This window comes from Microbacterium sp. che218 (assembly GCF_040436305.1).
Lineage (GTDB): Bacteria > Actinomycetota > Actinomycetes > Actinomycetales > Microbacteriaceae > Microbacterium > Microbacterium algihabitans.
Genome location: NZ_AP031501.1, coordinates 965,051 through 989,828, shown reverse-complemented (window position 1 = coordinate 989,828; position 24,778 = coordinate 965,051). Strand labels below are relative to the sequence as shown.

Annotated in this window: 23 protein-coding genes; 9 read left to right on the top strand and 14 right to left on the bottom strand. The window is 71.0% G+C overall.

Annotated elements, in window-relative coordinates; genetic code table 11:
- Positions 1-663 precede the first annotated feature (663 nt).
- A complete protein-coding gene (locus tag ABXS86_RS04725) occupies positions 664-1,623 on the bottom strand; it encodes a hypothetical protein (protein ID WP_353665782.1) in 960 nt (319 codons plus the stop codon).
- 132 nt (positions 1,624-1,755) lie between these two features.
- On the opposite strand from ABXS86_RS04725, the gene ABXS86_RS04720 reads away from it, so the two are divergent.
- From ABXS86_RS04720 to ABXS86_RS04710, 3 genes are all read left to right on the top strand, one after another.
- Positions 1,756-2,070: a hypothetical protein gene (locus ABXS86_RS04720; protein WP_353665781.1), complete on the top strand. Its 315-nt coding sequence runs from the start codon at positions 1,756-1,758 to the stop codon at positions 2,068-2,070.
- A 219-nt stretch (positions 2,071-2,289) separates the two neighbouring features.
- Positions 2,290-3,396: a fatty acid desaturase family protein gene (locus tag ABXS86_RS04715; RefSeq protein WP_353665780.1), complete on the top strand. Its 1,107-nt coding sequence runs from the start codon at positions 2,290-2,292 to the stop codon at positions 3,394-3,396.
- 154 nt (positions 3,397-3,550) lie between these two features.
- Positions 3,551-4,492, top strand: coding sequence for an alpha/beta fold hydrolase (locus tag ABXS86_RS04710; protein ID WP_353665779.1), 942 nt, complete (start codon positions 3,551-3,553; stop codon positions 4,490-4,492).
- Here the strand turns inward: ABXS86_RS04710 and ABXS86_RS04705 are convergent.
- Complete coding sequence (locus ABXS86_RS04705) at positions 4,489-4,728, bottom strand: alternative tryptophan synthase beta-subunit (protein WP_307210263.1); 240 nt, start codon at positions 4,726-4,728, stop codon at positions 4,489-4,491. The genes ABXS86_RS04710 and ABXS86_RS04705 overlap by 4 nt on opposite strands.
- A 135-nt stretch (positions 4,729-4,863) precedes the next feature.
- Between ABXS86_RS04705 and ABXS86_RS04700 the strand changes: the two genes are divergently transcribed.
- Positions 4,864-5,211, top strand: coding sequence for a YnfA family protein (locus ABXS86_RS04700; protein WP_307210265.1), 348 nt, complete (start codon positions 4,864-4,866; stop codon positions 5,209-5,211).
- A gap of 19 nt (positions 5,212-5,230) precedes the next feature.
- Here ABXS86_RS04700 and ABXS86_RS04695 read toward each other — a convergent pair whose 3' ends face one another.
- From ABXS86_RS04695 to ABXS86_RS04685, 3 genes are all read right to left on the bottom strand, one after another.
- Positions 5,231-5,443: an alternative tryptophan synthase beta-subunit gene (locus ABXS86_RS04695; protein WP_307210268.1), complete on the bottom strand. Its 213-nt coding sequence runs from the start codon at positions 5,441-5,443 to the stop codon at positions 5,231-5,233.
- 400 nt (positions 5,444-5,843) lie between these two features.
- On the bottom strand, positions 5,844-7,148 hold the full coding sequence (locus ABXS86_RS04690; protein ID WP_353665778.1) for an ABC transporter permease: 1,305 nt from the start codon (positions 7,146-7,148) through the stop codon (positions 5,844-5,846).
- Entirely contained in the window at positions 7,145-7,852 is a 708-nt protein-coding gene (locus tag ABXS86_RS04685) for an ABC transporter ATP-binding protein (protein ID WP_353665777.1), read from the bottom strand. The genes ABXS86_RS04690 and ABXS86_RS04685 overlap by 4 nt, the downstream gene beginning before the upstream one ends.
- Positions 7,853-7,984: 132 nt before the next feature.
- On the opposite strand from ABXS86_RS04685, the gene ABXS86_RS04680 reads away from it, so the two are divergent.
- Complete coding sequence (locus ABXS86_RS04680; protein WP_353665776.1) at positions 7,985-9,178, top strand: histidine kinase; 1,194 nt, start codon at positions 7,985-7,987, stop codon at positions 9,176-9,178.
- Positions 9,175-9,840, top strand: coding sequence for a response regulator transcription factor (locus tag ABXS86_RS04675; protein WP_353665775.1), 666 nt, complete (start codon positions 9,175-9,177; stop codon positions 9,838-9,840). The genes ABXS86_RS04680 and ABXS86_RS04675 overlap by 4 nt, the downstream gene beginning before the upstream one ends.
- A gap of 7 nt (positions 9,841-9,847) precedes the next feature.
- On the opposite strand, the gene ABXS86_RS04670 is transcribed toward ABXS86_RS04675, so the two are convergent.
- Positions 9,848-10,234: a DUF2000 domain-containing protein gene (locus ABXS86_RS04670; RefSeq protein ID WP_144831708.1), complete on the bottom strand. Its 387-nt coding sequence runs from the start codon at positions 10,232-10,234 to the stop codon at positions 9,848-9,850.
- 97 nt (positions 10,235-10,331) lie between these two features.
- On the opposite strand from ABXS86_RS04670, the gene ABXS86_RS04665 reads away from it, so the two are divergent.
- Positions 10,332-11,123: a helix-turn-helix transcriptional regulator gene (locus ABXS86_RS04665; protein ID WP_353665774.1), complete on the top strand. Its 792-nt coding sequence runs from the start codon at positions 10,332-10,334 to the stop codon at positions 11,121-11,123.
- Entirely contained in the window at positions 11,120-11,515 is a 396-nt protein-coding gene (locus ABXS86_RS04660) for a ribonuclease inhibitor (RefSeq protein WP_353665773.1), read from the top strand. Before ABXS86_RS04665 ends, ABXS86_RS04660 begins: the two co-directional genes overlap by 4 nt.
- Before the next feature lie 12 nt (positions 11,516-11,527).
- Here ABXS86_RS04660 and ABXS86_RS04655 read toward each other — a convergent pair whose 3' ends face one another.
- From ABXS86_RS04655 to ABXS86_RS04620, 8 genes are all read right to left on the bottom strand, one after another.
- Complete coding sequence (locus tag ABXS86_RS04655; protein WP_353665772.1) at positions 11,528-12,355, bottom strand: siderophore-interacting protein; 828 nt, start codon at positions 12,353-12,355, stop codon at positions 11,528-11,530.
- Positions 12,348-13,379, bottom strand: coding sequence for a FecCD family ABC transporter permease (locus ABXS86_RS04650; RefSeq protein WP_353665771.1), 1,032 nt, complete (start codon positions 13,377-13,379; stop codon positions 12,348-12,350). The genes ABXS86_RS04655 and ABXS86_RS04650 overlap by 8 nt, the downstream gene beginning before the upstream one ends.
- Positions 13,376-14,416, bottom strand: a complete 1,041-nt coding sequence (locus tag ABXS86_RS04645) for a FecCD family ABC transporter permease (RefSeq protein WP_353665770.1) — start codon at positions 14,414-14,416, stop codon at positions 13,376-13,378. The genes ABXS86_RS04650 and ABXS86_RS04645 overlap by 4 nt, the downstream gene beginning before the upstream one ends.
- A complete protein-coding gene (locus tag ABXS86_RS04640; protein ID WP_353665769.1) occupies positions 14,413-15,333 on the bottom strand; it encodes an iron-siderophore ABC transporter substrate-binding protein in 921 nt (306 codons plus the stop codon). Before ABXS86_RS04640 ends, ABXS86_RS04645 begins: the two co-directional genes overlap by 4 nt.
- Before the next feature lie 244 nt (positions 15,334-15,577).
- On the bottom strand, positions 15,578-17,353 hold the full coding sequence (locus tag ABXS86_RS04635; protein ID WP_353665768.1) for a Na+/H+ antiporter: 1,776 nt from the start codon (positions 17,351-17,353) through the stop codon (positions 15,578-15,580).
- Positions 17,354-17,626: 273 nt separating this feature from the next.
- On the bottom strand, positions 17,627-20,974 hold the full coding sequence (locus ABXS86_RS04630; RefSeq protein ID WP_353665767.1) for an ATP-binding protein: 3,348 nt from the start codon (positions 20,972-20,974) through the stop codon (positions 17,627-17,629).
- On the bottom strand, positions 20,971-21,672 hold the full coding sequence (locus ABXS86_RS04625; RefSeq protein ID WP_307210295.1) for a DUF4194 domain-containing protein: 702 nt from the start codon (positions 21,670-21,672) through the stop codon (positions 20,971-20,973). The genes ABXS86_RS04630 and ABXS86_RS04625 overlap by 4 nt, the downstream gene beginning before the upstream one ends.
- Positions 21,665-23,140: a DUF3375 domain-containing protein gene (locus ABXS86_RS04620; protein WP_353665766.1), complete on the bottom strand. Its 1,476-nt coding sequence runs from the start codon at positions 23,138-23,140 to the stop codon at positions 21,665-21,667. Before ABXS86_RS04620 ends, ABXS86_RS04625 begins: the two co-directional genes overlap by 8 nt.
- A 274-nt stretch (positions 23,141-23,414) precedes the next feature.
- Between ABXS86_RS04620 and ABXS86_RS04615 the strand changes: the two genes are divergently transcribed.
- Positions 23,415-24,770 carry a hypothetical protein gene (locus tag ABXS86_RS04615; protein WP_353665765.1) on the top strand — a complete coding sequence of 452 codons (1,356 nt, stop codon included), beginning with the start codon at positions 23,415-23,417 and terminating at the stop codon, positions 24,768-24,770.
- Positions 24,771-24,778: the final 8 nt, after the last annotated feature.

The window sequence follows — 24,778 nt, the reverse complement described above, 5'->3', positions numbered from 1 at the left end:
AGCGGGCATGCTCGTTCGCCACCGTATCCCCGACTTGAGCCGGTTAGTTCCCTAACGCGGCGTTCAGTAGTGGGAAGCCTGTTCCGTTACTCTGCTCGGCCGCATGGAGATATCGATAACCGGACTAACTTGGGTGCAGGGCTTGGCCCTGTTCGCGCATCGGGGTGGTGTGAACCTTCCGGTGAACGCGAAGTCGGCGACGAGTTCGTCGCGCACGGTCCACGACCACGCACGCGGAGCCGGGACTGGACTGGCGGGGCCAGCATCGCATCCCTCACCGCCCCGCCAACGACGTTTCATCGAGAAACCAGCCCGGGGTCGGGCTAGAGTATGGCTCTCGCCACGAGTCGATGTGGACGCGCGCGACGGCGTCGACATTCCAAACCCTGCCTCGCGGACTTTGGAACTCCAAGGTTCTTTGGGCGGACTCACGGCTGGCGCTCATTGTCCCGGCAAATTCACTGTTGTGCCACGGCCCGCTTGATAGTGGACTCGCTGACTCCATAACGTGCCGATAGGTCACGTCGAGTCGCGCCTGCGGTAAACGGTTCTCGTGCTCTCCGCCTTCTGCTGTTCGCTCATGATCGAGCGGTTCGCTCTACCGCTGTCGTTGAATCCTGCGCGGCGGATCGTGTCGCGGACGGTGTATCGCCGCACCTTGTATCAATCGGCGAGCTCGTATGTCGACGTTCCGACTACGTAGTCCTCGATCATGAGCTTCACGACCGAGCGATGCAGGCCGTTCTGCTGGAGGAGTGGGCGGTCGCCCGGCTCCCGAGTCGATACCCGCGAGGGCTCGTGGATGTGGGTCAGTTCGGTGGTTCGGCGCTCTTGTTGGCAGTAGTTTCGCAGCATCCCGACAGCAGAGGTCCGAATCTCGCAGAAATGCGGGATCCGGACCTCTCGTCGTTGCCGGGTGCGGAGCGTCAGACATGACGCGGGCACGATGACGTCGTCAGACTCGATGCTCCGGCCCGGGAGCAGCATCCCCTGAAGCGGGGCGAGCGTGCTACAGGCGTAGTGCGAGCATGTCCCCGAGATGAATCTGGCGGAGGTCGCCGCCGTTGAGCGTGCCGAGCGTGACGTAGTCGATGCAGAAGCGTTCGCCGATCGCGACGGTGCGCTGTCGTTATCCGCGACGGTGTAGGACGTCGGAACCCCGTCGACGAGCTCGACTTTGCCCATAGCGCCCTTCTGCGCTCCCTGGTCGAATGGCTTCGTCCCGAGGGGAGGCATGTGATTGGAGTTGCAGTATCGGGTGCCCGGATCGGCGGAGAATACCATGCCGCTGTTGGTGGCGCGGTCGTAATCATGCTTGGCCGGCTCGTAGTACTCGACACCCTCCGGTAGCGGATAGCTCGGCGTGCCGTAGGCTGCGACGAAGTTGTTCGGGCACCCCTCGGTGCTCTCGCATTGGAAGCCATGGGGGTAGACCAGCCACAGCGAGCCGTCCGGCACATATTGCGGGAGAGAGCGCTCAGCCAAGCTTGGCGTCTTCTCGGGCGTGGGTGTGGACGTTTCGACGGCGGCTGGAGCGGACGCGGGGGTCGGGGCGCACGCTGTTATGCCCGCGAGAAGCGCAAGCGCGGCGAGGCTGACCGTGATCTTGGCGACAGGGGTCATCCCGCCTGACAGGCGGTCGCGGTGCTCCCCAATCCTTGGCCGGGCGCCGAGCCGCGTGGCCGGCGATGCCCGTGGCCCGAACCCAGTAGCCCACCCCGCCATCCGCCCGCCCCGCCGCCACGAACCATCGACGTGGCACAGACAGACGCTCGTGAGTTCCTGATCAACGTGATCGATCGGGCCGCGGCAACAGGACGACCTTTCTGGGACGCGACGCCCGAAGAGCGTGCGGCCGTGCGTGAGCGCTTCGGCACTCCCGCGGCGGCCATCCGCGTCGCGCGACAGCCGTGTGATGACGGGCAGGCCGTCGTCGCGGCCGACCTCTTCCTCAGCACCGCGATCCTCGTCGAGGTCGCCGTCGACCTTCTCGTCGACAACGGGGGCGGACGCTCGCGCCAAGAGGCGACCGAGGCGCTTCGCCAGCGCGTCCGCGCACTGCTCGGGTGATGAGCGTCGCCGCCCCGGAATACGACCCCCGGGCGGCCCCAGCCTGGCAATCGCCTGGGCAATCGCCCCTCTTCACAGCCGCGACCCGCGTGATTCCGGGGCTCGACGCCGCTAGGTATGCGCGATCGTGCATACGCCCCCAGTAGCGTCGCGAACAAGTCCTCGGCATCCGCCTTCGGCTTCGGGCCGTTACGGTCACCCCCACCCGAGGAGCACGCAATGGCTGCACCCGTCGTCGAGTCCCGGATGGGGCCGATCCGTCAGACCTACAAGGGGACGACGGACTTCCCGCCCATGGCGAAGGCCTACACCGAGCTCTCGCAGGTCGTGCGCGAAACGGGCCTGCTGGTCCGCGCCCGCCGCTTCTATGCGATGGTCGGGGCCGTGCTCACCCTCGGCTTCGCCGGCTGCGTCACCGGTTTCATCCTGCTCGGCGACAGCTGGTTCCAGCTGCTCATCGCCGCGGCGCTCGGCATCCTGCTCACCCAGGTGGCGTTCCTCGCCCACGAGGCCGCGCACAAGCAGATCTTCGCCTCGGGCAAGGCCAATGACCGTCTGGCGCTGTGGCTCGCGGCCGGCGTCGTCGGCATGAGCCTGTCGTGGTGGACTTCGAAGCACACCCGCCACCACGCCAACCCCAACCGCGTGGGTAAAGACCCCGACATCGAGATCGACACGATCTCGTTCATCGAGGTCGATGCCGCCAAGGCGCGCGGCCTGCAGCGCTGGATCACCCAGCGCCAGGGCTGGGCGTTCTTCCCCCTCCTCACACTCGAGGGTGCCAACCTTCACTTCATCGGTCTGCGCCACCTGCTCTCGAAGGAGCCGGTCAAGGGTCGCTGGACCGAGCTCGGCCTCATCGCCCTCCGCTTCGCGATCTTCGTGGCTCCGGTGTTCGTCTTCCTGCCGCTCGGAATGGCCTTCGCCTTCGTCGGCGTGCAGCTCGCCGTGTTCGGCCTGTACATGGGCGCCTCGTTCGCCCCGAACCACAAGGGCATGGCCGTCATCGCTCCCGACGCCAAGCTCGACTTCTTCAGCAAGCAGGTGCGCACCTCGCGCAACATCACCGGCGGCTGGTGGGCGACGTGGCTCATGGGCGGCCTGAACTACCAGATCGAGCACCACCTGTTCCCGAACATGCCGCGCCCGCACCTCAGCAAGGCCCGCGCCATCGTCAAGGAGCACAGCCAGACGCTCAACGTCCCCTACGTCGAGACCACGCTGCTGCAGTCGTACGGCATCGTCATCCAGTACCTCAACCGGGTGGGTCTCGCGGCCCGCGATCCGTTCGAGTGCCCGATGACCTCGGCGGCCGCTCGCGCCTGACGTTCTCTGATCCACCACCCCGGAGGGGCCCCGCATAAAGCGGGGCCCCTTCGGCGTTTCGATGACAAATGTCACCGACACCGATGACGGACGGCTCTGCCGCTCGCTCGACGTCGCTGATCGACTGGAGGGACCCCGACCCTGAGGACCCTCCATGAAGAAATCCACCCGGCTCGCCCTGCTGCTCCCGCCCGTCGCCCTCGTCGCGGTGGTGGCACTGACCCTGGGCGCCACGGCGGCAGTGAACGTCGTCGCCACCCGCGCCGAGGCGTCGGAGATCGTCTCGTACGGCGAGCGGGTCGGCGTCGGCGATCGTTCGATGAACGTCGTCGTCAGCGGAGACCACCCCGACACGATCGTGCTGCTGCCCGGGCTCGGCACGGCCGCTCCCGGTCTCGATTTCGCTCCGCTGATCGACGAGCTCGACGACACCTATCGCGTGGTCGCGGTGGAGCCGTTCGGCACCGGGTTGAGCGATCAGACCGATGTTCCGCGCACCGCCGCGAACATCTCGAGCGAGGTGCACTCAGCCCTGTCTTCGCTCGGCATCGAGCGGTACGCGCTGATGGGGCACTCGATCTCGGGCGTGTACGCGCTGACCTACGTCGAGGCCTACCGCGACGAGGTGACCGCGTTCATCGGCATCGACAGCAGCGTGCCCGATCAACCCGGCGGCGAGGAGCCCATCGCGACCGATGCCCTCGTGGTGCTCGACGACCTGGGCGTCGCCCGCGCCCTGCGCGCGCTCGGCCCCGATCCGTACGAGGGTCTTCCCTACGGCGCTCGCGCGAAAGAGCAGATGCGCCTGCTCACGAACAAGAACTCCGCCGCCCCCACGGTGATCGACGAGATGGCCCACGCATCGAACACGTTCGCCGAGGCGAGCGGCCGCCGTTTCCCCGCAGACCTTCCGGTGCTGCTGTTCGTCCGCGACGTCGACGACGATGTCGAGGACTGGGTCGCGTTGCACCGAGCCCAAGCGGCATCCGTCGATCGAGGCGAGGTGATCCTGCTACCCGGCTCGCACTACCTGCATCACACGCACGCGCGCGAGATCGCCGAGGGCGCCCGAGAATTCCTGGGGGCGAGCGACTAGCCGCTGAACGGCTTCAGCTCGGAGTCCCCCCAGGTGGAGGTGCCGGATGCCGGCTCCGCGGCGAACTGCGCCAGCGACAGCTCCCGCGAGTCGTTCCACCCGCGCCGGGCCCGCACGATGGTGAAGCCCTGACCGCGGAGGTCACGCGCGAAGTCCGCGGTGAGCGCGTGGTGCGGGACCTTCTGCCAGCCGCCCGGAATCCGATAGGCGTGTGTGGCGGTACGCGGTCGAGTCATGGTGTCCTCCTGATGAAAACCCCTGGGGGCTACCTCATCGGAGCGGGGTGGCCCACACTACGCCGCGGCCGGTTCCTTGTCTGTACCCCTTGTCAGGGGTGCGTTCGAGCATGCCGCGTCGCCGACAATGGTCGGGTGACCACCGCGCGCATCATCGTCCTCTTCCTGCTCGCCGCCGTGGCGGAGATCGGGGGAGCGTGGCTGATCTGGCAGGCCGTGCGCGAGAACCGCGGGTGGTGGCTCGCGCTGCTGGGGATCGTCGCCCTCGGGGCGTACGGATTCATCGCGGCGCTGCAGCCCGACGCGCACTTCGGTCGGGTGCTCGCCGCCTACGGCGGCGTGTTCGTCGCGGGATCGCTGGCGTGGGGCATCGTCGTCGACGGGTTCAAGCCGACGACGTGGGATTACGTCGGCTCGGCCGTCGCCCTGGTGGGGGCGGCGATCATCGTGTTCGCCCCGTCGGCGGACGCTGCGGGGACCTGACCCCGCGACCGACGCGCGGTCAGCTCGGGAGGATCGGTGCGCCCGCGCGCTGCGGCGGGTAGTCACGGAGCGAGATCTCGCGGGTGTCGAACATGCCGCGCCGCGCGCGCACCATCGTGAACCCCTGATGGCGCAGTTCTTCGGCCACCTCCGGGGTCAGGGTCTCGTGGGAGGTCTTCTCCCAGCCGCCGCCGAGCGAGTACACATGTGTCACAGTGCGAGGTCGAGTCACGGTCTACCCCCTTCGAGGGAACCGTAGCCCGCGAAAGACCAGTAGTACCGATATTTTCCCTATGCGTAATCTGCGTATCCATTGCCGGACGCAGGCATCCGACGTCTCGACCGGCGAGTAGTTAGCTAGGCGTACTTTCCGGTTCCTGTCAAGGACCGTCCTCGCTCCGGGCAGGTCAGCCACACTCGATCCATGCAGAACGAGAACGCGCCTCACGAGGGCATCGCCGACGACTTCGCCGCCTCCGACACCGCACGTCCCTTCGGGTCGTATCTGTCGGTGATCAACGGCGGCGAGTAGTCGTCCGGAACCTCCACCGCGGGGTTCGAAACGAGAGGGCCGGATGCCATTGGCATCCGGCCCTTCGTGCGTTCTCACGCGAGTCGAGACGTCGTGCGCCTCACTCGTATCGGAGTGATTCGACCGGATCCGCCCGGGCAGCCCGTGCCGCGGGGAGACTGCCGGCCAGGAACGCGATGGCCATGATCGCCACCGTCGTGACCAGGATCGACGTCGGATCGAAGGCGATCAGCTGCAGCCCCGGTAGGTCGCTGAACAGACTCTGACCGAGCTGTGCGCTGACCGCGGTGCCGACCGCGATCGCCACCGCGGCTCCGATGAGGCTGCCGAGCAATCCGAGGAACACCGCCTCGAGGCTGAAGAGCGAGAACACCCGCCCGCTGCCCATGCCCATAGCCTTCATCAGCCCGATCTCGCGAGTGCGCTCCTGCACCGACATCAGCAGGGTGTTGACGATGCCGAAGCTCGCCGCCAGCAACGCGATCACGGCGAACGCGTTCAGCACGAGCACGATGCCGTCGATCACGGCCTTGAAGGTGCCCAGCTGGTCCGAGACGGTCTGGCCGGTGTAGCCGGCATCCGTGAGCGTCGTCTTGATCTCGTCGATCTGCGCCGCGGTGGCCGTCGGCGACACGAAGGCGCTCGCGCTGGCGTACCGGTCGAGCTGGTCGGAGGGCACGCCGGTGTTCTGCGCGGCGAACAGCGCGTCTTCGAGGGCGGGATTGGTGGTGAGAGAGGTGGCGTTGGCGAAGGCGCCCTCGGTCACGCCGGTGATCGTCGCCTCGACCAGGTGCTGGGTGCGCACGGGATCCGACACGGCGACGGTGAGGGTGGCCCCGACTGCGTCGTCGGCGCTCGAGAACCCGAGCGGTGTGACGAGCGACTCGGGGATCGCCGTCTGCAGGGTCGTGCTCGCACCGTCGGGCGCCGTCCCGGCCGCCAGCTGCGGGGTCTGTCCGCCGATGAGCGAGCCCGCCGACGCGACGTAGGGCTGCCCGCCGTCGTACTGCACGAAGTCGATCTTCACGGCCTTCGCGGGGACGACCCGCTCGATGCCCGACAGGCCCTCGATGGTCGAGATGTCGGCATCCGTCAGCGCCGAGACGGCCGTGCTCGCGCCCGGTCGACCGGGGCTCGTGGTGCCGCCGGCGACAGAGTCGGGATCGTATTTCTGAGGGGCTCCGGATGCCGCATCGCTCGTGCTCGTCTTGGTCACCGTGAGCACGTCGCCGGCGCCGATCGAAGAGACCGTGTCGTCGATGAAGCGGTTGATGCCCGTGCCGAGCCCGTTGGTCAGGGTGAGGGTGAACGCACCCACGAAGATCGCGAGGACGGTCAAAATTGTGCGGGTCTTCGAGCGGAACGTGTTGGCCGCCGCGGTGGCGACGAGGTCGGTGGTCTTCATGCCGCGCTCCGTTCTTCGGCGACGATCACGCCGTCGCGAATCTGCACGCGGCGATCGCAGCGCGCGGCGAGGTCTTCGTCGTGCGTGACGACGATGAGGGTGATGCCGTGCTCGCGGTTGAGGCGGAACAAGATGTCCTCGACCACGGCGCCGGTGGCGGTGTCGAGGTTGCCCGTGGGCTCGTCGGCGAAGATCACCTGCGGGTCGTTGACCAGGGCGCGGGCGATGACCGCGCGCTGCTTCTGGCCGCCCGAGAGGGCCGTGGCCTTGTTCTTCGCCTTGTCCTGCATGTCGAGCTCGGCCAGGGCTGCGAGTCCGCGGCGCTTGCGCTCAGCCCGGCCGACCCCGGCGATCTTCAGCGGCAGCACGACGTTGTCGAGCACGGAGGCGTTCGGGGTGAGGAAGAACTGCTGGAAGACGAAGCCGAACGTCTTGTTGCGGGTGCGGTTCAGCCGGCGACCGCGGAGGGTCGCGGCATCCGTGCCCTCCAAGACCACCGAGCCGGTGGTGGGGGCGTCCATGAGGGCGAGCAGGTGCATGAGGGTGGATTTGCCCGAGCCGCTCTTGCCGACGATCGCGATGCTCTCACCGCGTCGGATGTCGAGTGACACTCCGCGCAGCGCGTCGAAGCGCGCCGAGCCGCGGCTGTACGACTTGTGCAGGTCCACGACGGAGAAGAGCGGGGGAGGGGGTTCGGTGGTCATGGCTCCACTGTCGTCGCGCGGGCCCGCTGCCGCGTCGCTCCGCGGGGGTGCGGGCATACCCCGGTGGGGGGAGATCTCGTCTGCCCCGAGCGGGCGATGGTCAGACGCTCGCGCGCGCGTCAGACTGGGACGATGCGACCCGACCCGACGACGGACTCCGCGCCGCGTCTGATCCCCGCCGGTCGCGCGTGGTTGCTCGACGTCGTCGCCGCGATCCTCGTGGTCGCGCCGGTCTTCGCGCCCGTGCCGTTTCCCGAGCTGCGCCCGTCGAGCCCGCTCGTCTACGCGATCGCGATCGTGCCCGCGCTGCTGCTGCCGTTACGGCGTCGCTGGCCGCGAACGGTGCTGCTGGCGTGCATCGCGCTCTACGTCACGGCGCTCGTGCTCGGCACGCTGCTGCCCGGGGTCGCGCTGTCGATGGTGATCGCCTCCTACGGCATGGCCGACCGGCTCACTCGGCGCGAGGCCGCCCCGGTGGCGATCCCGGCGGTGGTGGGCCTGGTCGGGGTGAGCATCGTGCTCGAGCTCACGACGGGGCTCGACACCCGGTTCCTGCAGGTCGGGCTCTTGGTGACGCTCGCGGGCGCGCTGGGCGACGCCGCCCGCTCCCGCCGCGCCTACGTCGAGGCCGTGATCGAACGCGCCCGTCGCGCCGAGCAGACGCGCGAGGCCGAGGCCCGACGGCGGGTCACCGAGGAGCGGCTGCGCATCGCGCGCGACCTGCACGACGCCGTCGCGCACCGCATCTCGGTCATCAGTCTGAACGCGGGAGTGGCGTCGTCGACGCTCGAGACGCGGCCCGAGCGCGCCCGCGAGGCGCTGGCGACGATCCGCACCGCCTCGCGCGACGTGCTCAGTGAGATCGGATCCCTGCTCACCGTGCTGCGCGCGCCCGACGAATCCGCTCCGCGCGAGCAGCCCGGCCTCGCGCGCCTGGCCGATGTCGTGGAGTCGGTGCGCGTCGCGGGGTGGGACGTCGTCGTGCGCGACGAGCTCGACCGCGACGACCCGGCCGACGCGCTGCCCCTCTCGGTCGACATCGTCGCCTACCGCGTCGTGCAGGAGGGACTGACCAACGCCCTCAAGCACGGAACCGCGCGTCGCGCGCACGTGCTGCTGCGCCGCGACGGCGACGAGATCGAGATCGTGGTCACGAACCCCCTCGACCGCACGCCCGAGACCGAGTCTCCCTCCGGCTTCGGCCTCGTCGGTCTGCGCGAACGCGTCGAGTCGGTCGGCGGTCACCTCGATGCCGGGCTCGCCCCGGGCGGCTATCGTCTCGCCGCGCGCCTTCCCCTCGCCGTCACCCCCGGAGGTGTCCGATGACCCGCGTGCTCGTGGTCGACGACCAAGCCCTCATCCGCACGGCCGTGCGCGACCTTCTCGATGCCGCGCCCGGCATCGAGGTGGTGGGCGAAGCCGTCGACGGAGTAGAAGCGGTCGCGCTCGCCGCATCGCTGCGGCCCGACGTGGTGGTGTGCGACATCCGCATGCCGCGCTTGGACGGCATCGAGGCTACTCGTCTCATCTGCGCCGACCCCGCCCTCGCCGAGACGCGCGTGCTCATCCTCACCACGTTCGAGGAGGACGACTACGTCGTCGCGGCCCTGCGGGCGGGGGCCAGCGGCTTCATCGGCAAGGGAGCCGAGCCCGACGAGATCGTGCACGCGGTGCTGGCCGTCGACGACGGCGGCGCCCTGCTGTCGCCGGTGGCGACCCGGGCGATGATCGAGAGGTACGTGCGCCGCGTCGAGCCGGCGGCTCCGCGGGACGCGCCGTCGCTGGCCATGCTCACCGAGCGCGAGCGCGAGGTGCTGGTGCATGTCGCGCGCGGTCGGTCGAACGACGAGGTCGCGGCCGCGCTGTTCATCTCGCCCCACACCGCGAAGACCCACGTGAAGAACACGATGCTCAAGCTCGGTGCTCACGACCGCGCGCAGCTGGTGATCGCGGCCTACGAGAGCGGATTGCTCGTTCCGGGCGAGTGAACTCCCGTCACGCGTGGGCGGTGGCGCCTTTCGCCATGCGGTCGACGGCGTTGCGCGGGCCGCGCATCGCGATGCCGACGAGATCGAGATCGGATGCCGCGACCGCGGCCACGGCCGCGCGGTTCGCCGCATCGTGGGACGTGGCGAAGAGCTCGCGCGTGTAGACGGCGAGGGCGACGTCGTCGCGCGCGGCCGCCTTGGCTCGCGCCCTCGTCAGCGTCTCGGCGTCACCGCTCAAGACGATCACCGGCTGCCGCAGCATCGGCAGGTACGTCGTGCCGTCGGCGTCGAGATACGGGTCGCCGACCAGATCTGGCGCGCTCGTGGCGATCCCCGACATGAGGAACGCGGTGACGTTCAGCTCCTGCCAGGGGGCGAGGTCGTCGCGCAGCATCACGATCACCTTGGTGTCGAACAGGGGGACGGTGTTCTCTTCACTCACCCCTTCAGCATCGGGCGGCGGTGTCGGTGGGATCTTGTACGTTTCTCACATGGTCGATCGCGTGCGGGCATGGCATCCCGAGGTGCCGCTGCTTCGTGAGAGCTACCACGCCGAGCTCGACCACGCCTACCCGGTGCACACGCACGACGACTGGGCCGTCATGCTCGTCGACCGCGGAGTCGTCTCGTACGCGCTCGACGGAGGCGCCTATTACGCGGCTCCGTCCGCGGTGACGGTGCTGCCGCCGGGCATCCCGCACGACGGACGCTCCGCCCGCGCGGGCGAGGGCTACCGCAAGCGCGTGCTGTACCTCGGTGGGGAGTGGCTCTCGAGTGAGACGGCGGCGCGGATCGCGCGGCGCCCGACCCTGGCCGACCCGCAGGCCATGACCGCGGCACGGCGCGTGCACGCCGCCCTGCGGCATCCGGGAGACGAACTCGCCGCCGAGCACTGGCTGCTCGCGGTGCGCGAGGCCGTGCTCGCCCACGCTGGGTCGGGGATCGCTGCGGCCGCGGACGCCCCGCTCGCCCGCCGCCTGCGCGCGCTGCTCGACGACCGCACCACCGAGTCGTTCACCCTCGCCGACGCGGCGCGCGAACTGAATGCGCACCCGAGCCATCTCGTCCGGGTGTTCTCCCAGACCTACGGCATCGCTCCGCATCGCTACCTCGTGACGCGTCGCGTCGACACGGCACGCCGATTGCTCGTCGACGGCGTGCGCCCCGCCGAGGCGGCCGTGCGCGCCGGCTTCCACGATCAGTCGCACCTGACGCGACACTTCCGGCGGGTGCTGGGCGTGACCCCCGCGGCCTTCGCGACGTCGGGTGGACGGATGCCATGACCCGGCCGACCTTCGAGATCGACGGAGCGGCGGTGCACGGCATCCCGTCGCTCTACGTCGAGCTGAACCGCGTCTTCATGACCGACGAGGACTGGACCCTCGGCGAGAGCCTCGACGCGCTCGACGACCTGCTGTACGGCGGTTTCGGCCTTCTGCGCGGGGCCGAGCCGGTGCGGGTGGTGTGGCGCGACGCCGAGGTCGCGCGCGACGCGCTCGGCGTCGAGGTCACGCGGGAGTACTACCGCGCGAAGCTGGAACGCCCCGAGGTGTACGCCGCACCTCCCGCGCAGCGCGCGCTCGACGCCCTCGACGCCGGTCGCGGCGAGACGTACTTCGAGCTGGTGCTGCGGGTGTTCCGCGACCATCGCAACATCGAGCTCGTGCTCGCCTGAGCGCAACGGGCCTCAGTCGACGAGCGCTCCGCCCTCGCGCCAGTACCCGAGGAACGACACCCGCTCGCGCGCGACGCCGAGCTCGCGGACCAGCACGCGCCGCGCCGCGGTCACCACACCCGACTCCCCGGCCAGCCAGGCGTAATCGACCTCCGTCGAGCCCCACGCGCGGACGGCCGCCTCGGTCTCGCCGCGGCCGACGACGCGCACGTCGACCTGGTCGCCCAGCGCCGACACGGTGACGTCGTCGGCGGCATCGCCGATCTCGACGATCGCGACCCCCTGCGCCTGCGCCGGGAGGGCGGCGGCGATGTTGCGGACCGCGGGGATCGCGGTCTCGTCGACGACGAGCAGAAAGGTGCCGAGTGCGGGCGGCTGCCAGTGGATGCCGTACCCCGTCCACCCGTTGCGCGCATCGGGCCCCGTGATCACGAGCGTCTCGCCGATCTCCGCGGTGCGCGCCCAGCGTGAGGCCGGGCCGTCGGGGGAGTGCAGGTAGAAGTCGACGTCGATCTCGCCGGCCTCGGGCCGGATCGCGGCGGGGGTGTACGTGCGCAGGACGTTGCGCTCGTCGACCGGCAGGGCCTTCCAGCGCGTGTACCAGTCGGAGGGGTGGGGCGTCGGCTCGGCGAGCAGACCGAAGTCGGCGAGGCGGCCGCCGGGCAGGGGGAGCACGAGTTTGATGCGCTGGTCCACACCCCACGGGGCGAAGTGCCGCAACGTCTCGCCGCCGAGGGTGAGGCGCAGGAAGTGCGGCGAGAGCGCTCGGCGCGCGCGCACCGTCACGGGGAACGCGCTGTAGGCCCAGGGGCGCGGGAGCAGGTCGGGGGTATCAGGCACGGCGGCGGATCTCCGAGACGATCATGACGATGAGGTAGGCGCCGCCGACCGAGACGGTGACGACGCCGACGGGAAGGGTGACCGGCAGCAGATGCTGCGCGACGGCGTCGGAGGCCAGGAGCAGCAGCGCCCCGACGAGTCCCGAGAGCGTGAGCGACAACGAGGGCGAGCGCGCGAGGCGTCGGGCGACCTGCGGAGCGGCGAGCGCCACGAACGCGATCGGGCCGGCGATCGCGGTGGCGGCCGCGACCAGCACCACACCGATCAGCAGGGCGAGGCTGCGCACGAGGTGCGGGCGCACGCCCGTGGCAGTGGCGAGGTCGTCGCCGAGCTCGAGTTGGCGTAGGGCGGGCACGAGCGCAAAGGCGGCGAGGGCGACGGGCGCGGCGATCAGCAGCACACCGCCGAGAGCGTCGCCGGTGACGCCGTTGAGCGAGCCGTGTCCCCAGGCTGAGGCGAACATCGCGGTCTCGAGCTCGACCTGCAGCAGCATCCACGTGTTGAGCGAGGCCAGCATCGCCGAGACGCCGATGCCGACGACGATCAGACGGAATCCCTGGAGCCCTCCGCGATACGACAGCAGCCAGATGACGACGGATGCCGCGAGGCAGCCGACCAGCGATCCCGCGGCCCGCGCGGGCCACGACGGCGACACGAACACCAGGGCGATCAGCATGCCGGTGAACGCGCCGTTCGACAGGCCCAGGATGTCGGGGCTCGCGAGGGGATTGCGCGTCACCGTCTGGAACAGCGCCCCCGCGATCGCCAGCAGCGCGCCGAGGGCGACCGCCGCGAGCACGCGCGGGAGTCGCCACCCGACGACGACGGTGGTGTCGAGGGGCGTTCCGCCTCCGAGGAGCGCGCGGACCACGGCATCCGGAGCCACGGGGTAGGTGCCCCACCCCAGCGACAGCACCGCGAGGGTCAGGGTCGCGGCCAGGGTGGCGGCTCCCACCACGACGCTGCGCGGGCGCAGGCGGACGCCGCCCAGCGCGAGACGCGGGGGAAGAGCGACGACGCTCACAGCGTGGCCGCCTTGCGTCGACGCGCGAGGGCGATGAGCACGGGGGCGCCGACGAACGCCGTGACGATCCCGGCGGGAACCTCGGCCGGCGCGATGATCACCCGCCCGAGGACGTCGGCCAGCAACACGACGATCGGGGCGGCGAGGGCGCTCAGCGGCAGGATGAGGCGCTGGTCGGGCCCGGCGATCCACCGGGCGACGTGCGGCACCATCAGTCCCACGAACGACAGGGGTCCGACCAGGGCGGTCGCGGCCCCCGCGAGAACGGTGACGGCGGCGACGGATGCCACGCGCACTCGGCCGACGCGCACGCCCTGCGCCTGCGCCAGATCATCGCCCAGGGCGATCGCGTTGAGCCCGCGACCGAGGCCGAAGGCCACGAGCAGACCGAGCGCGACGAAGGGCGCGACCGGCAGGATGACCTCGAGCCCCCGGCCGAGGAGCGATCCGGCATTCCAGCCGCGCATCGTGTCGAAGGCGTCGGGGTCGCTCAGCATGAGGCCCGAGGTGATGCCCGAGAGCACGGCGCCCACGGCGACTCCCGCGAGCACCAGGCGGATCGGGTCGGCCCGACCGCGCCCGGCCGATCCGACGAGGGCGACCGCGACGGTGACGACCAGCGCCCCGAGGAACGCCGGCCACACCAGCAGGAGCGAGTTCTGGATGCCGAAGACCGCGACGGTGAGGGCGACGGCGAACGCCGCCCCCGCGTTGACGCCCAGAATGCCCGGGTCGGCGAGCGGATTGCGCGAGAACGACTGCATGAGCGCTCCCGCCACGCCCAGGGCCGCTCCCGCGACGACCCCCGCGATCGTCCGCGGGACGCGGAGTCCCTGCACCACGAAGTCGGTGTCGGGGGTGCCGGCGCCCGTGAGCGAGGCCCAGACCGCCGACAGGGGGAGCGGGTTGGCGCCCATCGTGAGCGACAGGGCGACGGCGACGGCGAGGACCGCTGCCAACACGAGGGTGCCGGCGGCGGTCCTGCCGAGGCGCGCGGGACGGGCGGGGGCCGCCGCCTGCACGGGCGCAGACGTCATTTCGCCGAGGCGAGGAAGGTCTCGATGTCGTCGAGCACCGACTGCGCGCCCTTGGGTCCGACGCCCGCGACCCAGGTGCTGTTGTCGACCAGCGTCACGACGGGGAAGGCCGCCGCGTTCTGGGCGATGGCCACCGGGATCGTCGAGCGGTCGGTCACGTCGGTGGTGGTCACGAAGACGGCGTCGGCGGTGGCGCTCGCGATGTTCTCGGGCGAGATGTCGGCCTGCAGTCCGTCCTTCCACTCGTGGTCGGGGATCGCGTAGCCGACGCACTCCAGCAGGCTGCCGGCGAACGAGACCGGACCGTACAGGCTCAGGGTCGTCTCATCGCGCGGGCGGATCATCTCGGCGGTCTTCCCCGCGAGCTGGTGCGCGGCCTCGATCTCGTCGCAGCGGGTGTCCACGGCATCCACCGCCTTCTCCACCTCGTCTTCGCGGCCGAGAGCCTCGCCGATGAGTGCCGCGTTGTCGCGCCAGGGGTCTGCCTGCGTGGCGATGAACACCGTCGGGGCGATCGCGCTGAGCTGGTCGTAGAGGGCGGAGTGGCGGGACTCGGTGCCGAGGATCAGGTCGGGCTGCAGTGCCGCGATCGCCTCCAGGTCGGGCTCGCTGACGGTGCCGACGGGAGCGACCCCCTCGACGCCGAGGTAGCTGGGCACCCCGTTGACCATGTTCGCCACGGCCGTGCCGACCGGGGTGATGCCGACGGCGACCGCGGTGTCGAGTTCGAGCGGCTCGAGCGTGACGACGCGCTGGGGAGCATCGGTCACCGTCGTGGTGCCGCGGGCGTGCGCGACGTCGTGCGTGGCGGCGGTGGAACCGGGGGCGGATGCCGCGCCACCGGCGCATCCGGAGAGCACGAGGGCGAGCCCGGTGACGGTGGCGAGGGCGAGGCGGGAGGAGGGGCGCGAGGGCATGGCGAGATGTCCTTTCGGGAGGGGACGCCGTGGCTTCTAGTTAGGCAAGGGTTACCTTACTAGACCCGCAGAACCGCGCCCGTCTCCCGCTCCCCGACAGGCGTGCGCCACGGCCTTCACGCGCGCCCGGTCGGGGCGTCGCGAAGGCGACCCGGCGAGGGCGTCGCCGCGGTGGTGCCTCAGTCAGCCGCTGCAGCACGTGCGCGGCCAGGAAGCGGGGGCCGCCCGCGGGGGCCTGCCGCGGCTACTCGCTCGCCTTCTCGAGCCCCCGCGTACGGATCTCCTCCAGGTCGAGACCGGCGAGGATCTTGCGCGCGACGAGGTCGTCGATCGTGCCCTCGCGGCGCAGGCGCAGCAGCACCTCGCGCTTGCGGTCGAGGATCGCGAGCCGCAGCCGCTGCGCCTCTTTGTGCCGCAGCAGGGGCGACCGCTGTGTCACGTCGATGTCGTCGCTCACGGCGATCATCTGCAGGGGACCGGTGAAGGCCGTGCCCTCGTCGTCGGAGCCCGACGAGGCACGGTCGGCGTTGCGCTTGTCGGACTCGGGCGCCTCGGGCGGGAGCGGCCCCGTCGCCGAGCTGTCGTCATCGAACGAGGCGTCGAGCTCGGCGAGGTCGCGCTCCTCGATGGCCCGCTGCCTGGCGACGGCGCGCGCGTTGGCGAGCTCCAGACGTTCGTACCCCTCGCGGCGGGCGCGGTCGCGTACCCGGTCGCTGATGCCGTGCTCGACCGCGAGGTCGTCGAGCGCAGACAGCGCGGCTCCCGAGATCGCGCGCTCGGCGAGTTCGTACTCCTCGATCGCGGCGTCGTCGTTGGGGAGCTTGGCCCACTTGATGACCGCCGGCAGCAGCGGTCCCTGCACGAGCAGGGTGAGCACGATGACACCCGCCGTGACGAACACGATCGCGTCGCGTCCGGCCACCGGGTCGCCCGCGGCCGTGGTGACCGGCACCGACAGGGCGATGGCGAGCGACACGGCTCCGCGGAACCCGGCCACGGTGCTCACGATGCGCGATCGATGCCGCAGCGACCGCGACGACCCGGCGGCGGGACGCGAGAACGGCGAGAACAGCCACTGGAACAGGTAGCGCACGACGAACAGAGCGATCCAGGCGGCCACGGTGACCAGCAGCAGGATGCCGATCTCCGACCCCGAGATCTCGTGCAGCACGAGTTGCACCTCGAGCCCGATGAGCACGAAGAGGGCGCCGTTGAGGAGGTAGACGCCGAAGGGCCAGGTGGCATCCGCCGCCCTTCTCGACATGGCGGTGGTGATGCGCGGCGACACCCACGCCATGATGAGGCCGGCGAACACGACGGCGAGCACGCCCGAGGCGTCGATGATCTCGGCGATGAGGAACGACACGAACGGCACCAGCACCATCGTGAGGTTGATCGTCAGGGTCGACTGCATGCGCCGCAGGGCGAAGAACGCCGCGGCGGCCACGGCGATGCCCGCGGCGGCTCCGCCGAGGTACGACAGCAGCACCATGCCGGTGATCTGCAGCGGGGTGATCTGGTCGCCGAGCAGCAACGCGACGGCGATCGCGTAGAGCACGAGGGCGGTGCCGTCGTTCGTCAGGCTCTCGGCTTTGAGCTTCATGAAGGTCTTGGCGGGCAGGAGGCGTCCGAGGGCGGCGACGGCCGTGGCGTCGGGCGGGGCGACCGCAGCGCCCAGCACGAGCGCGGCCTCCCACGGCACGCCCATCAACGTCGCGACCCCGGCGACGGCGAAGGCGGATGCCACCACGAGCAGCGTGCTCATCGGGATGATGTAGCGCAGCGAGCGACGCACCGACCGCAGCGACGTGGTCCACGCCTCGCGGAACAGCATGACGGGGAGGAACAGCAGCAGCACCGTCTCGGGCGGCAGCTCGATCTGGCGGAGCTCGGGGATGAAGCCGAGAGCGAGGCCGATGACGAGCAGCACGAGCGGTGTCGCGACGCGCAATCGGGGAGCCAAGACGGTGCCCACGAGCATCGCCAATCCCAGCAGAACCGTGATCTCGAGTCCCTGCATGCCTGCCGCCTTCCGCCGTGCCCCTGAGCACAGCGTAGAGAGGGTCGCGGACATTCCCGAGGGTGGCATTTCCGCCGGCCCGATTCACACCCTCCGAGATCCGCGCATCTTCAGCCGCGACCCTCGAATTTCCGCTGAGGTGGTGCTGATTGCGGAGGTTACCGAGGCCCGCCAAAAAGTGCACCCATCACAACCTCCGCGATCCGCGCAACCTCAGCCGCGATACCCCCAACCCGACGGAGGTTGTCCGATCCGCTGAGGTTGCGCCACGGCTCACGCCGGCAGCGCCACCTTCGCCTTCGCCCACGAGCGCCCGCGGGTGTCCTTGAGGATGTCGTATTCGACGTCGACGTGCGGCTCGATCGCGCTGTACTTGTCGTTCGGCGCGCCGATGACGAGTTGGAATCCGAGGCCGCGCCAGGCGCCGATCGCGCGCTTGGTGAAGTGCGCGTCGGCCTTGATGAGCGCCTCGTCGAGGAAGACGGGGGCGTAGCGCGGGCGCTCCGACCCGGCGTCACCGAGCTGGTAGCGCAGGGCGGCACCGACGATGAAGGCGATCAGCTCCTGCGATTCGCCGCCCGACTTCTCGCCGATATGGTCGTACAGCGCCACGTGCTCGCCGGTGTCGGCGCGGAAGCGCTCGGCGCTGACCCGTACGTGGTTGCGCACGTCGACGAGGTCGGCGAAGTCGGGGGCGGTGGGGCGGATGCGGTTGATCAACCGCGCCATGCGCCCGTACACGGCCTCGCGCTCCTCGTCGGAGGAGGCTGCGTCGATCGCCGCGCGCACGTCGCGCAGCTCGCGGCGGAAGCGCTTTCGCACCTCCGACTGGCTCTCGCGCGGCACGATCTGCAGGCGGTGCTCGTCGTCGTAGAACGGCAGGTCCTGCATGATGTTGTTGATCGGGGCGATGCGCTCGCGGATCTCGCGCAGCGCGCGCGTGAGCGCGGAGTCGAGGCTCGTGAGGTCGTTGCCCGACAGGCGCAGCAAGGAGTCGCGCCACTCGGCTTCGAGCTCGTGCAGGCCGCTGGCCTCGAGCTCGCTGAGGATCCGCTCGAAGTCGCCGAGCGCCTCGTCGGGGTCGGCGAGCAGGTTGGGGCTGGGCCACCGGTCGGTGAACGCGCTCATCGTACGGCGGAGGCTCTCGCGCTGGTCGATCCACGTCTCCTGCGCCGCGCGCTGCTCCTCGAGCAGGCGCTTCGACGCCGACTCGAGGGCCGCGTCGAACCGCGCGAGCCGCTGCGAGGGCGAGACGTCATCGCCGGAGGGCGCCACGAACAACCCGTCGAGGTACGCGACCTCGTCGGGGGTGAGGGTCATCTCGCGGTCTTCGGCCCGTTCGAGCAGGATCTGCGCGGCATCCACGTCGTCGGTGATCTCGGCCCAACGGGCGGCGAGCGCCTGCTGCTCGGTCTTGGCCCCGCCGATCTCTTCGCGCAGGCGCGCGACGCGGGCCTTCGCGCCCGAGATCTGCTCCTGCAGCTCGGCGATGCGGGGGTTCCCCGCGGTGACCTCGACGACCGTTTCGTTCCAGCGGTCGAGATCGCGTTCGACGGATGCCACGTCGACCTGGTCCCACGACAGATCCGCGATCTTCTCGAGGGCGCCGCGTCGGTCGTCGAAGGCGTCGAGGGCGGCGGCGGCCTCGTCGACCGCGGCCTTGGCGGACGTCAGGCCGCGTCGCACGGTGACGATCTGCTCGCCGAGCTCGGTCAGGCGCACACGCGACGAGAAGCCGAGGATGCTCTGTCGCGCCGAGCCGCCGTGGGCACCGCGGGAGCCCTGGCTCGTCTGGCCCGAGATCGTGAGGGCCATGCGGTGCTGCGCGAGCTCCGACGCGGCATCCACGCACACGAAGGCGAACTGCTGCTCGAGGCGGTCCTGCAACCAGCCGGTGAAGGGCGAGGAGCGGAACTCCAGGCGTCCGGGCAGGGTCGCCGGGTCCAGTGCCCCGCGCTCGGGCAGGTCGGTCGGCACGCCCTCGAAGCGCAGCCGCTCGCCGAGGCGCACGCCGTCGATCGCGGAGCGGAAGGAGGCCAGGTGCGCGGCGTCGACGAGCAGCGTCGTCGCGAATCCGCCCAGGGCGAGGGTGAACGCCCCGCGCCACGGCTCGAACTCGGTGCGCACGTCGACGAGCTCGGCGACGAAGGGCAGCTCGGCGGCGGTGAGTCCCGCGGCCTCGGCCAGCGCCTCGCGCGCTTCGTGGAGGCGCGGGGGGATGTTGTCGTCGCGGGTCTGCGTGCGCCGGTGCTCAGCCTCGAGGGCGGCGAGCTGTTGGCGCAGGTCGGTGTGCCGACTGCTGGCGGCGACGAAGGCGTCGCGCACCGCGCTCTTGGCATCCGTGTCGGCGAGGGTGCGACGCGCCTCGGCGACGAGCGCGGTGAACTGCTTCTCGGTGGCGACCTCGACCGAGAGCACGGCGAGGGCCGCCTCGAACCGCTCGCGGTCGCGCTGCATGCCGGCCAGGCGCCGCTCGAGGGTCCGCAGCTCGCGCTGCGCCGCGTCGAGCCGGTCGCCGCCGGCCGCGCGCAGCACGTCGCCGAGGCCCTCGCGTTCGGCCTCGGCCGCGTCGGCGAGGGCCTGGCGCTCGCGCACCAGCGCGTCGGTGGCGTGCGTGCGGTCGCGCAGCTCGGCCTCGACCGCTTCGAGCAGGTCGACCCGGCGCTGCGCGCGCCAGAGCGAGGCGCGCGACTCGGGGTCGCCGAAGCGTCCGAGCGCATCGATCAGGCGTAGGCGCTCGGCGGCGTCGTCGATGCGCGTCTTCATGCCGCGGATCGGCTGCAGGGCCCGCACCTGCTGGCGGGCCTCGAGCATGCGCGTACGCGTCGACTCGAGCCCGTCGAAGTGCGTGACGACCGCGTCGGCGACGGAGAGCGTCTCGGGCTCTTCGAGCACCATGCGCTTGTACAGGTCGTCGACGGTGGTGATCTGCTGCCCGGCCTGGATGCGCGCGAGCAGGCTCATCGCCTTCGCGCCCGCTCCCGCCGCTCCGATGCCGAGCACCGTGTGCAGTCGCGCCGAGAACTCGCGGTCGGTTGCGAGGGTGTCGAGGCCTGTCGCCCGCACCGCGGAGTCGGAGAGGTGGCTCTGCGCCGCCCGCTCGAGTTGGCGCAGGTCGAACGCCCCGTGCACGGTCGCGCGCACCTTGACGGCGTCGTCGAGCGTGCGGGCGGCGGCGGGGAAGTACCAGGCCCGCACTGCGGTGAACCGGGCGCCGTCGTGGTCGGCCCAGGTCATGCCGATCGCGGTCCACGTGTCGACGCCGTCGCCGCGCAGCACCCGCACCTTCGTGCCCTCGTCGGTGCGCGACTCGTCGAGCTTGCCGCGGCCGTACGAGAGGATGTTGCGCTGCTCCTGCCCGCGCGGGCGCCCGACGACCGCGCCGTTCGAGGCGCCGTTGAAGGGGGTCGTGTGCGGCATCATCAGCGCGACGTACGCGTCCATGAGCGTGGACTTGCCCGAGCCCGATCCGCCGCACAGCAGCGTCGCGGTCGGCGCGAAGCGCACGCGGTGCGTGCCGTCGTAACCGCCCCAGTTGATCAGCTGCAGGTCTTCGGCGACCCACTGCTGCCCGCGGGAGGCGGCGGGGATCAGCCCGAACAGCGTCTCGAGCATGGTCATACGAGTTCCTCCTCGAGAGTGTCGGCGGGGGCGGATGCCGCGGCATCCGTCACCTGCTCCTCCAACCACCGCTGCAGATCGCGCAGCACCTCGGCGCTGAGCACGATCTCGATGAGCGGCCCGATGCGGTAGCGCCCCTCGGATTCCTCCTCGATGATGCCCTCGCGGTCGAGGCGCGCGATCGCGGTGCGGACGGCCCGCTGCTGGCTCGCGCGGGTGCCGTCGGTCTCGCTGAAGTAGGTGAGCACGGTCTGCTCGACCTCTTCGACGTCGACGCGGGCGGATGCCGTGCCGGCGGTCGTCTCGCGCTGGAACACCGTGCGCAGGTAGACGAGCACCAGCGTCTCGGCGCGCGAATACGCCTCGTCCTTCAGGAGGATCGGCACGTCGAGTTCGTCGCTGCGCACCTGCTCCTTGTAGGCGACGCCGCGGGCGTGGTCGACGACGAGCCGCACGAACAGGTCGTTCAGGCGCGACTCGATCATCTGCTGGTGCTCGAGAAGCAGTTTCCACTCGGCGGGGGAGTTCTCGGCGACGAGGAAGCGCCGCTGCAGAATGCGCACGAGCACGCGCCGCACGTCGGCGTCGAGCGTGCCGCGGTCGCCCGCGAACAGCGCGTCGGGGTCGTTCTCCATGGCGACCGGGGCGATGAACGCGGGGCTGTCGTCCCCGCCGGAGGGAGCGTCGACGTCAGTCATCGGCATCCGTTTCTGTGTGGAGCTGGGCGGAGACCGCCCCGAAGGCGAAGCGCCGGGTCGTGCCGTCGGGGCGCACGGCCTCGACGATCGAGACGTCGTCGTGCTCGACGAGGCCGGCCCGGTGCACGATCTCGAGCAGACCCACGAGGTCGACGGGGCGGCGCGTCTCGGCATCCGCTCCCGCGAAGGCGGTCGCGAGGTCGAACCCGTCGCCGAGCGATGCGACGTACTGCTCGAGCTCGGCGTAGTGCGGGCCGCCCCACGCACGCGTGTCGGCGTCGACGAACTCGGCCTCGACGTCTCCGGATGCCAAGGGCTCCGGCGCCCCGGGAGGACGCACGTCGCTGAGGGATCGACGCAGGTGCCCGATGTCGGCGAGGGGCAGCGTGCGCACGGGCTCGACGCGGCCGGGGGAACGGGTCTGGCTCCAGCGGTGAAGGCCCGCCATGACGCCGCGCAGCAGGTCGTCGACCTGTCGGTCGCGGATCGGGTCGTGCGTGCGCACCTGCGCGGTGATGACGTGCGAGGCGCGCCGCTGGGCGGTGAGCACCTCCTGCACACCGGCCTCGACGCGCCTCGCGATCGCGTCGAGCTCGCCGCGCTGCTCGGGCGTCATCAGGCGCGAGAACGGCTGGGTGAGCACGGCGTGCAGCTGGTCGGTGAGGTCGTCGATGTTCTCGGGGTCGCCGATCAGGCGCAGGGCTCCCTGGAACGCGCGGCCCTCGGGGGTCGCCTGCATCACCTGCCGGCCGCGCTCGAGGTATTCGCGCAGCACTTCGCCGGTGGGGCGCACGTCGCGTCGCAGCTCGGCGACCACGTCGCGCTGCATCGCGGCGATCGACTCGGCGACGCGCGAGAAGTCGGCGGGCAGTTCGCGTGCGAGGTGGATGACGTTCTCGGCCTCTTCGAGCAGGTGGTCGTCGTCGAGAGGCTCGACCACGCCCTCGTCGAGCGCCGCGATCTCGGCGTCGAGGGCGGCCCGCTCCTCGAGCAGGGCCTCTCGGCGGCGGGCGGGGTCGCTCTCGGCGTCGCGGGCGAGGCGATCGACGGCGTCGAGCAGGGTCCGCACGCGCGAGCGCGAGACGCGGGCACGGCCGCCACCGGCGCGCCCGGCGATCTCGAGGGCGCCCACGGCGTGGGCGGAGAGGCGGTAGACCTCGACGTCGTCTTCGATCTGCAGGCCGAGCCAGCCCACGCGCACCCATCCGCGGCAGATCTCGCGCGCGGTGCCGGCGGGGATGCGCCGATCGTCGTCGCTGTCGATGCCCGCGGCGCGCAGCTCGTCCATCGCCTCGGCGACCTCGACGTGCGCGTCGGCGACCGCGACGGCGGGGCGGTCGGGGGTGAAGACGACCGACAGCACCGCGACGACGAAGGGGGCGAATCGCCCGTGCAGCAGGTCGAGCGTGGGGTTCTTGAACGCGGTCGCCGAGCGCAGATACGCGGCTTCGGCTCGGGTTCTGGTCACTGGCTGAAGTCTACCGGGGGCGCGCGGCGTGCCCCGGCGAGCACCGGGCAGGTGAGAGCACGGGTGAGCACGAGCCCCGCACGCGGATCGCCCGCGCGGTCGTCTGCGCGATCCGATCCGCACAGAACGGCGACCGGATGCCGCCGCCCCCGGCCTTCACCCCCTTCGAGGACCGCGCTCCCAGCGCGCACCTCGCCGACGCATACGGAAATGTCACCCGCACGTTGTGGGTCCTCAGCCGTGACGCCCACCGGCCCGTCAGGAAGGACGACCTGTGCGACACTCCGTCGATCGCCCGCTCCACCTCCCCGCCCACCCCACCCGCCGCGTCATCCTGCACGGTGCCGCCTGGGCGGTGCCGGCGGTGGCCCTCGTCGCCGCGACCCCCGCCTTCGCCGCCTCGGGCAAGACCCTGTCGTTCTCCGCGGCGTCGTACTCCGGCCTCACGTGCAGCACGATCACCACCGCCGTCGTGAAGGCGGCGAACGGGGCAGCGGCCGCGGCCGGGGTCAGCATCGCCCTGCAGCTGTCCGGCGGCTACACCTTCGACGGAGGCGGCACCTCCGCGACCGTGGTCACCGGCTCCGACGGCTCGGTGTCGTGCGGCACGATCCATGTGCCCGGCACCGGCGCGACCGGCACGCTGTCGGCCTCGTCGTCGGGCGCCACCGGCGCGGCGGCCACGCTGACGGCATCCGATGCCCGTATCCTCACCTCGCCGAGCGGCGTCGCCAACGCGACCAGCATCCCGGTCGGATCGACCCCCGTCGGCCAGGACTACTTCCTCGCGGGCGGCGTGCTCTACAAGTCGGGAACCGGGGCCGTGGCCACCGGAATCGCGGCCGTGGGCCGGCTGGTCGAGTCGCCCTCGGGCAACGCGACCTTCCTGCTGCCGGTGCGGCGCAGCGACGGGTCGGCGGCGGTGTTCAGCACGAGCGCGGGCACGCTGACGGCCGTGAGCGGTACGCCGTCGGGAGCGACGCCTCTCGCCGCCGACCTCTTCCTCTCGGGCTCTTCGATCTACCGGGGAGGAGCTGCCGTGGCCACCGACGTCGCCGAGGCGGGCCAGCTCATCTCGCACGACGCGGGCAGCGGCTCGTCGAGCACCTTCTTCCTGCCGTACCGCTCGAGCGTGGGGTCTGCCCGCATCCTGCGCCTGCCGAACAACGACGTGCGCACCGTGCCCGAATACGGCACCGCGAACGGTCCGGGCTCGGGCGCGACCCCGATCGCCGACGACCTCTTCCTCTCCTCCGGCAACATCTACCGCGTCAGTTGGGACGGCACCAGTGCCTACGGCACCGGCATCGTGGCATCCGGGATCGCCGCGTTCGGAACGCTCACGCCGAACCCCTACTACTCGGGCGAGCGGTTGCTGCCGGTGCGTCGCACGGGCACCGGCGAGGCGGCCCTCTTCATGGTCTCGGGCAACAGTGTGCGCACGGCGACCAACGTGCCGACCGGCTGCACGCCGCTCGGCGCCGACTTCTTCTCCTCGAACGGAACGATCTTCCAAGACGTCTCGGGGGGCGTCGCGACCTCGGTCTCGACCTACGGCGCGGCGGGTCCGGCGGCCTACGGCTCGAACAAGGTCACCGTCCCGTTCACCGTCTCGAGCTCATCGTGCTGAGCGCCGCT

What these genes read in the sequence shown, in the direction of transcription:
- ABXS86_RS04725 (WP_353665782.1), bottom strand. Translation starts at nt 1,623, where the DNA reads ATGACCCCTGTCGCCAAGATCACGGTCAGCCTCGCCGCGCTTGCGCTT.
- ABXS86_RS04715 (WP_353665780.1), top strand. Translation starts at nt 2,290, where the DNA reads ATGGCTGCACCCGTCGTCGAGTCCCGGATGGGGCCGATCCGTCAGACC.
- ABXS86_RS04710 (WP_353665779.1), top strand. Translation starts at nt 3,551, where the DNA reads ATGAAGAAATCCACCCGGCTCGCCCTGCTGCTCCCGCCCGTCGCCCTC.
- ABXS86_RS04705 (WP_307210263.1), bottom strand. Translation starts at nt 4,728, where the DNA reads ATGACTCGACCGCGTACCGCCACACACGCCTATCGGATTCCGGGCGGC.
- ABXS86_RS04690 (WP_353665778.1), bottom strand. Translation starts at nt 7,148, where the DNA reads ATGAAGACCACCGACCTCGTCGCCACCGCGGCGGCCAACACGTTCCGC.
- ABXS86_RS04685 (WP_353665777.1), bottom strand. Translation starts at nt 7,852, where the DNA reads ATGACCACCGAACCCCCTCCCCCGCTCTTCTCCGTCGTGGACCTGCAC.
- ABXS86_RS04680 (WP_353665776.1), top strand. Translation starts at nt 7,985, where the DNA reads ATGCGACCCGACCCGACGACGGACTCCGCGCCGCGTCTGATCCCCGCC.
- ABXS86_RS04675 (WP_353665775.1), top strand. Translation starts at nt 9,175, where the DNA reads ATGACCCGCGTGCTCGTGGTCGACGACCAAGCCCTCATCCGCACGGCC.
- ABXS86_RS04670 (WP_144831708.1), bottom strand. Translation starts at nt 10,234, where the DNA reads ATGCTGCGCGACGACCTCGCCCCCTGGCAGGAGCTGAACGTCACCGCG.
- ABXS86_RS04665 (WP_353665774.1), top strand. Translation starts at nt 10,332, where the DNA reads ATGGTCGATCGCGTGCGGGCATGGCATCCCGAGGTGCCGCTGCTTCGT.
- ABXS86_RS04660 (WP_353665773.1), top strand. Translation starts at nt 11,120, where the DNA reads ATGACCCGGCCGACCTTCGAGATCGACGGAGCGGCGGTGCACGGCATC.
- ABXS86_RS04645 (WP_353665770.1), bottom strand. Translation starts at nt 14,416, where the DNA reads ATGACGTCTGCGCCCGTGCAGGCGGCGGCCCCCGCCCGTCCCGCGCGC.
- ABXS86_RS04640 (WP_353665769.1), bottom strand. Translation starts at nt 15,333, where the DNA reads ATGCCCTCGCGCCCCTCCTCCCGCCTCGCCCTCGCCACCGTCACCGGG.
- ABXS86_RS04635 (WP_353665768.1), bottom strand. Translation starts at nt 17,353, where the DNA reads ATGCAGGGACTCGAGATCACGGTTCTGCTGGGATTGGCGATGCTCGTG.
- ABXS86_RS04630 (WP_353665767.1), bottom strand. Translation starts at nt 20,974, where the DNA reads ATGACCATGCTCGAGACGCTGTTCGGGCTGATCCCCGCCGCCTCCCGC.
- ABXS86_RS04625 (WP_307210295.1), bottom strand. Translation starts at nt 21,672, where the DNA reads ATGACTGACGTCGACGCTCCCTCCGGCGGGGACGACAGCCCCGCGTTC.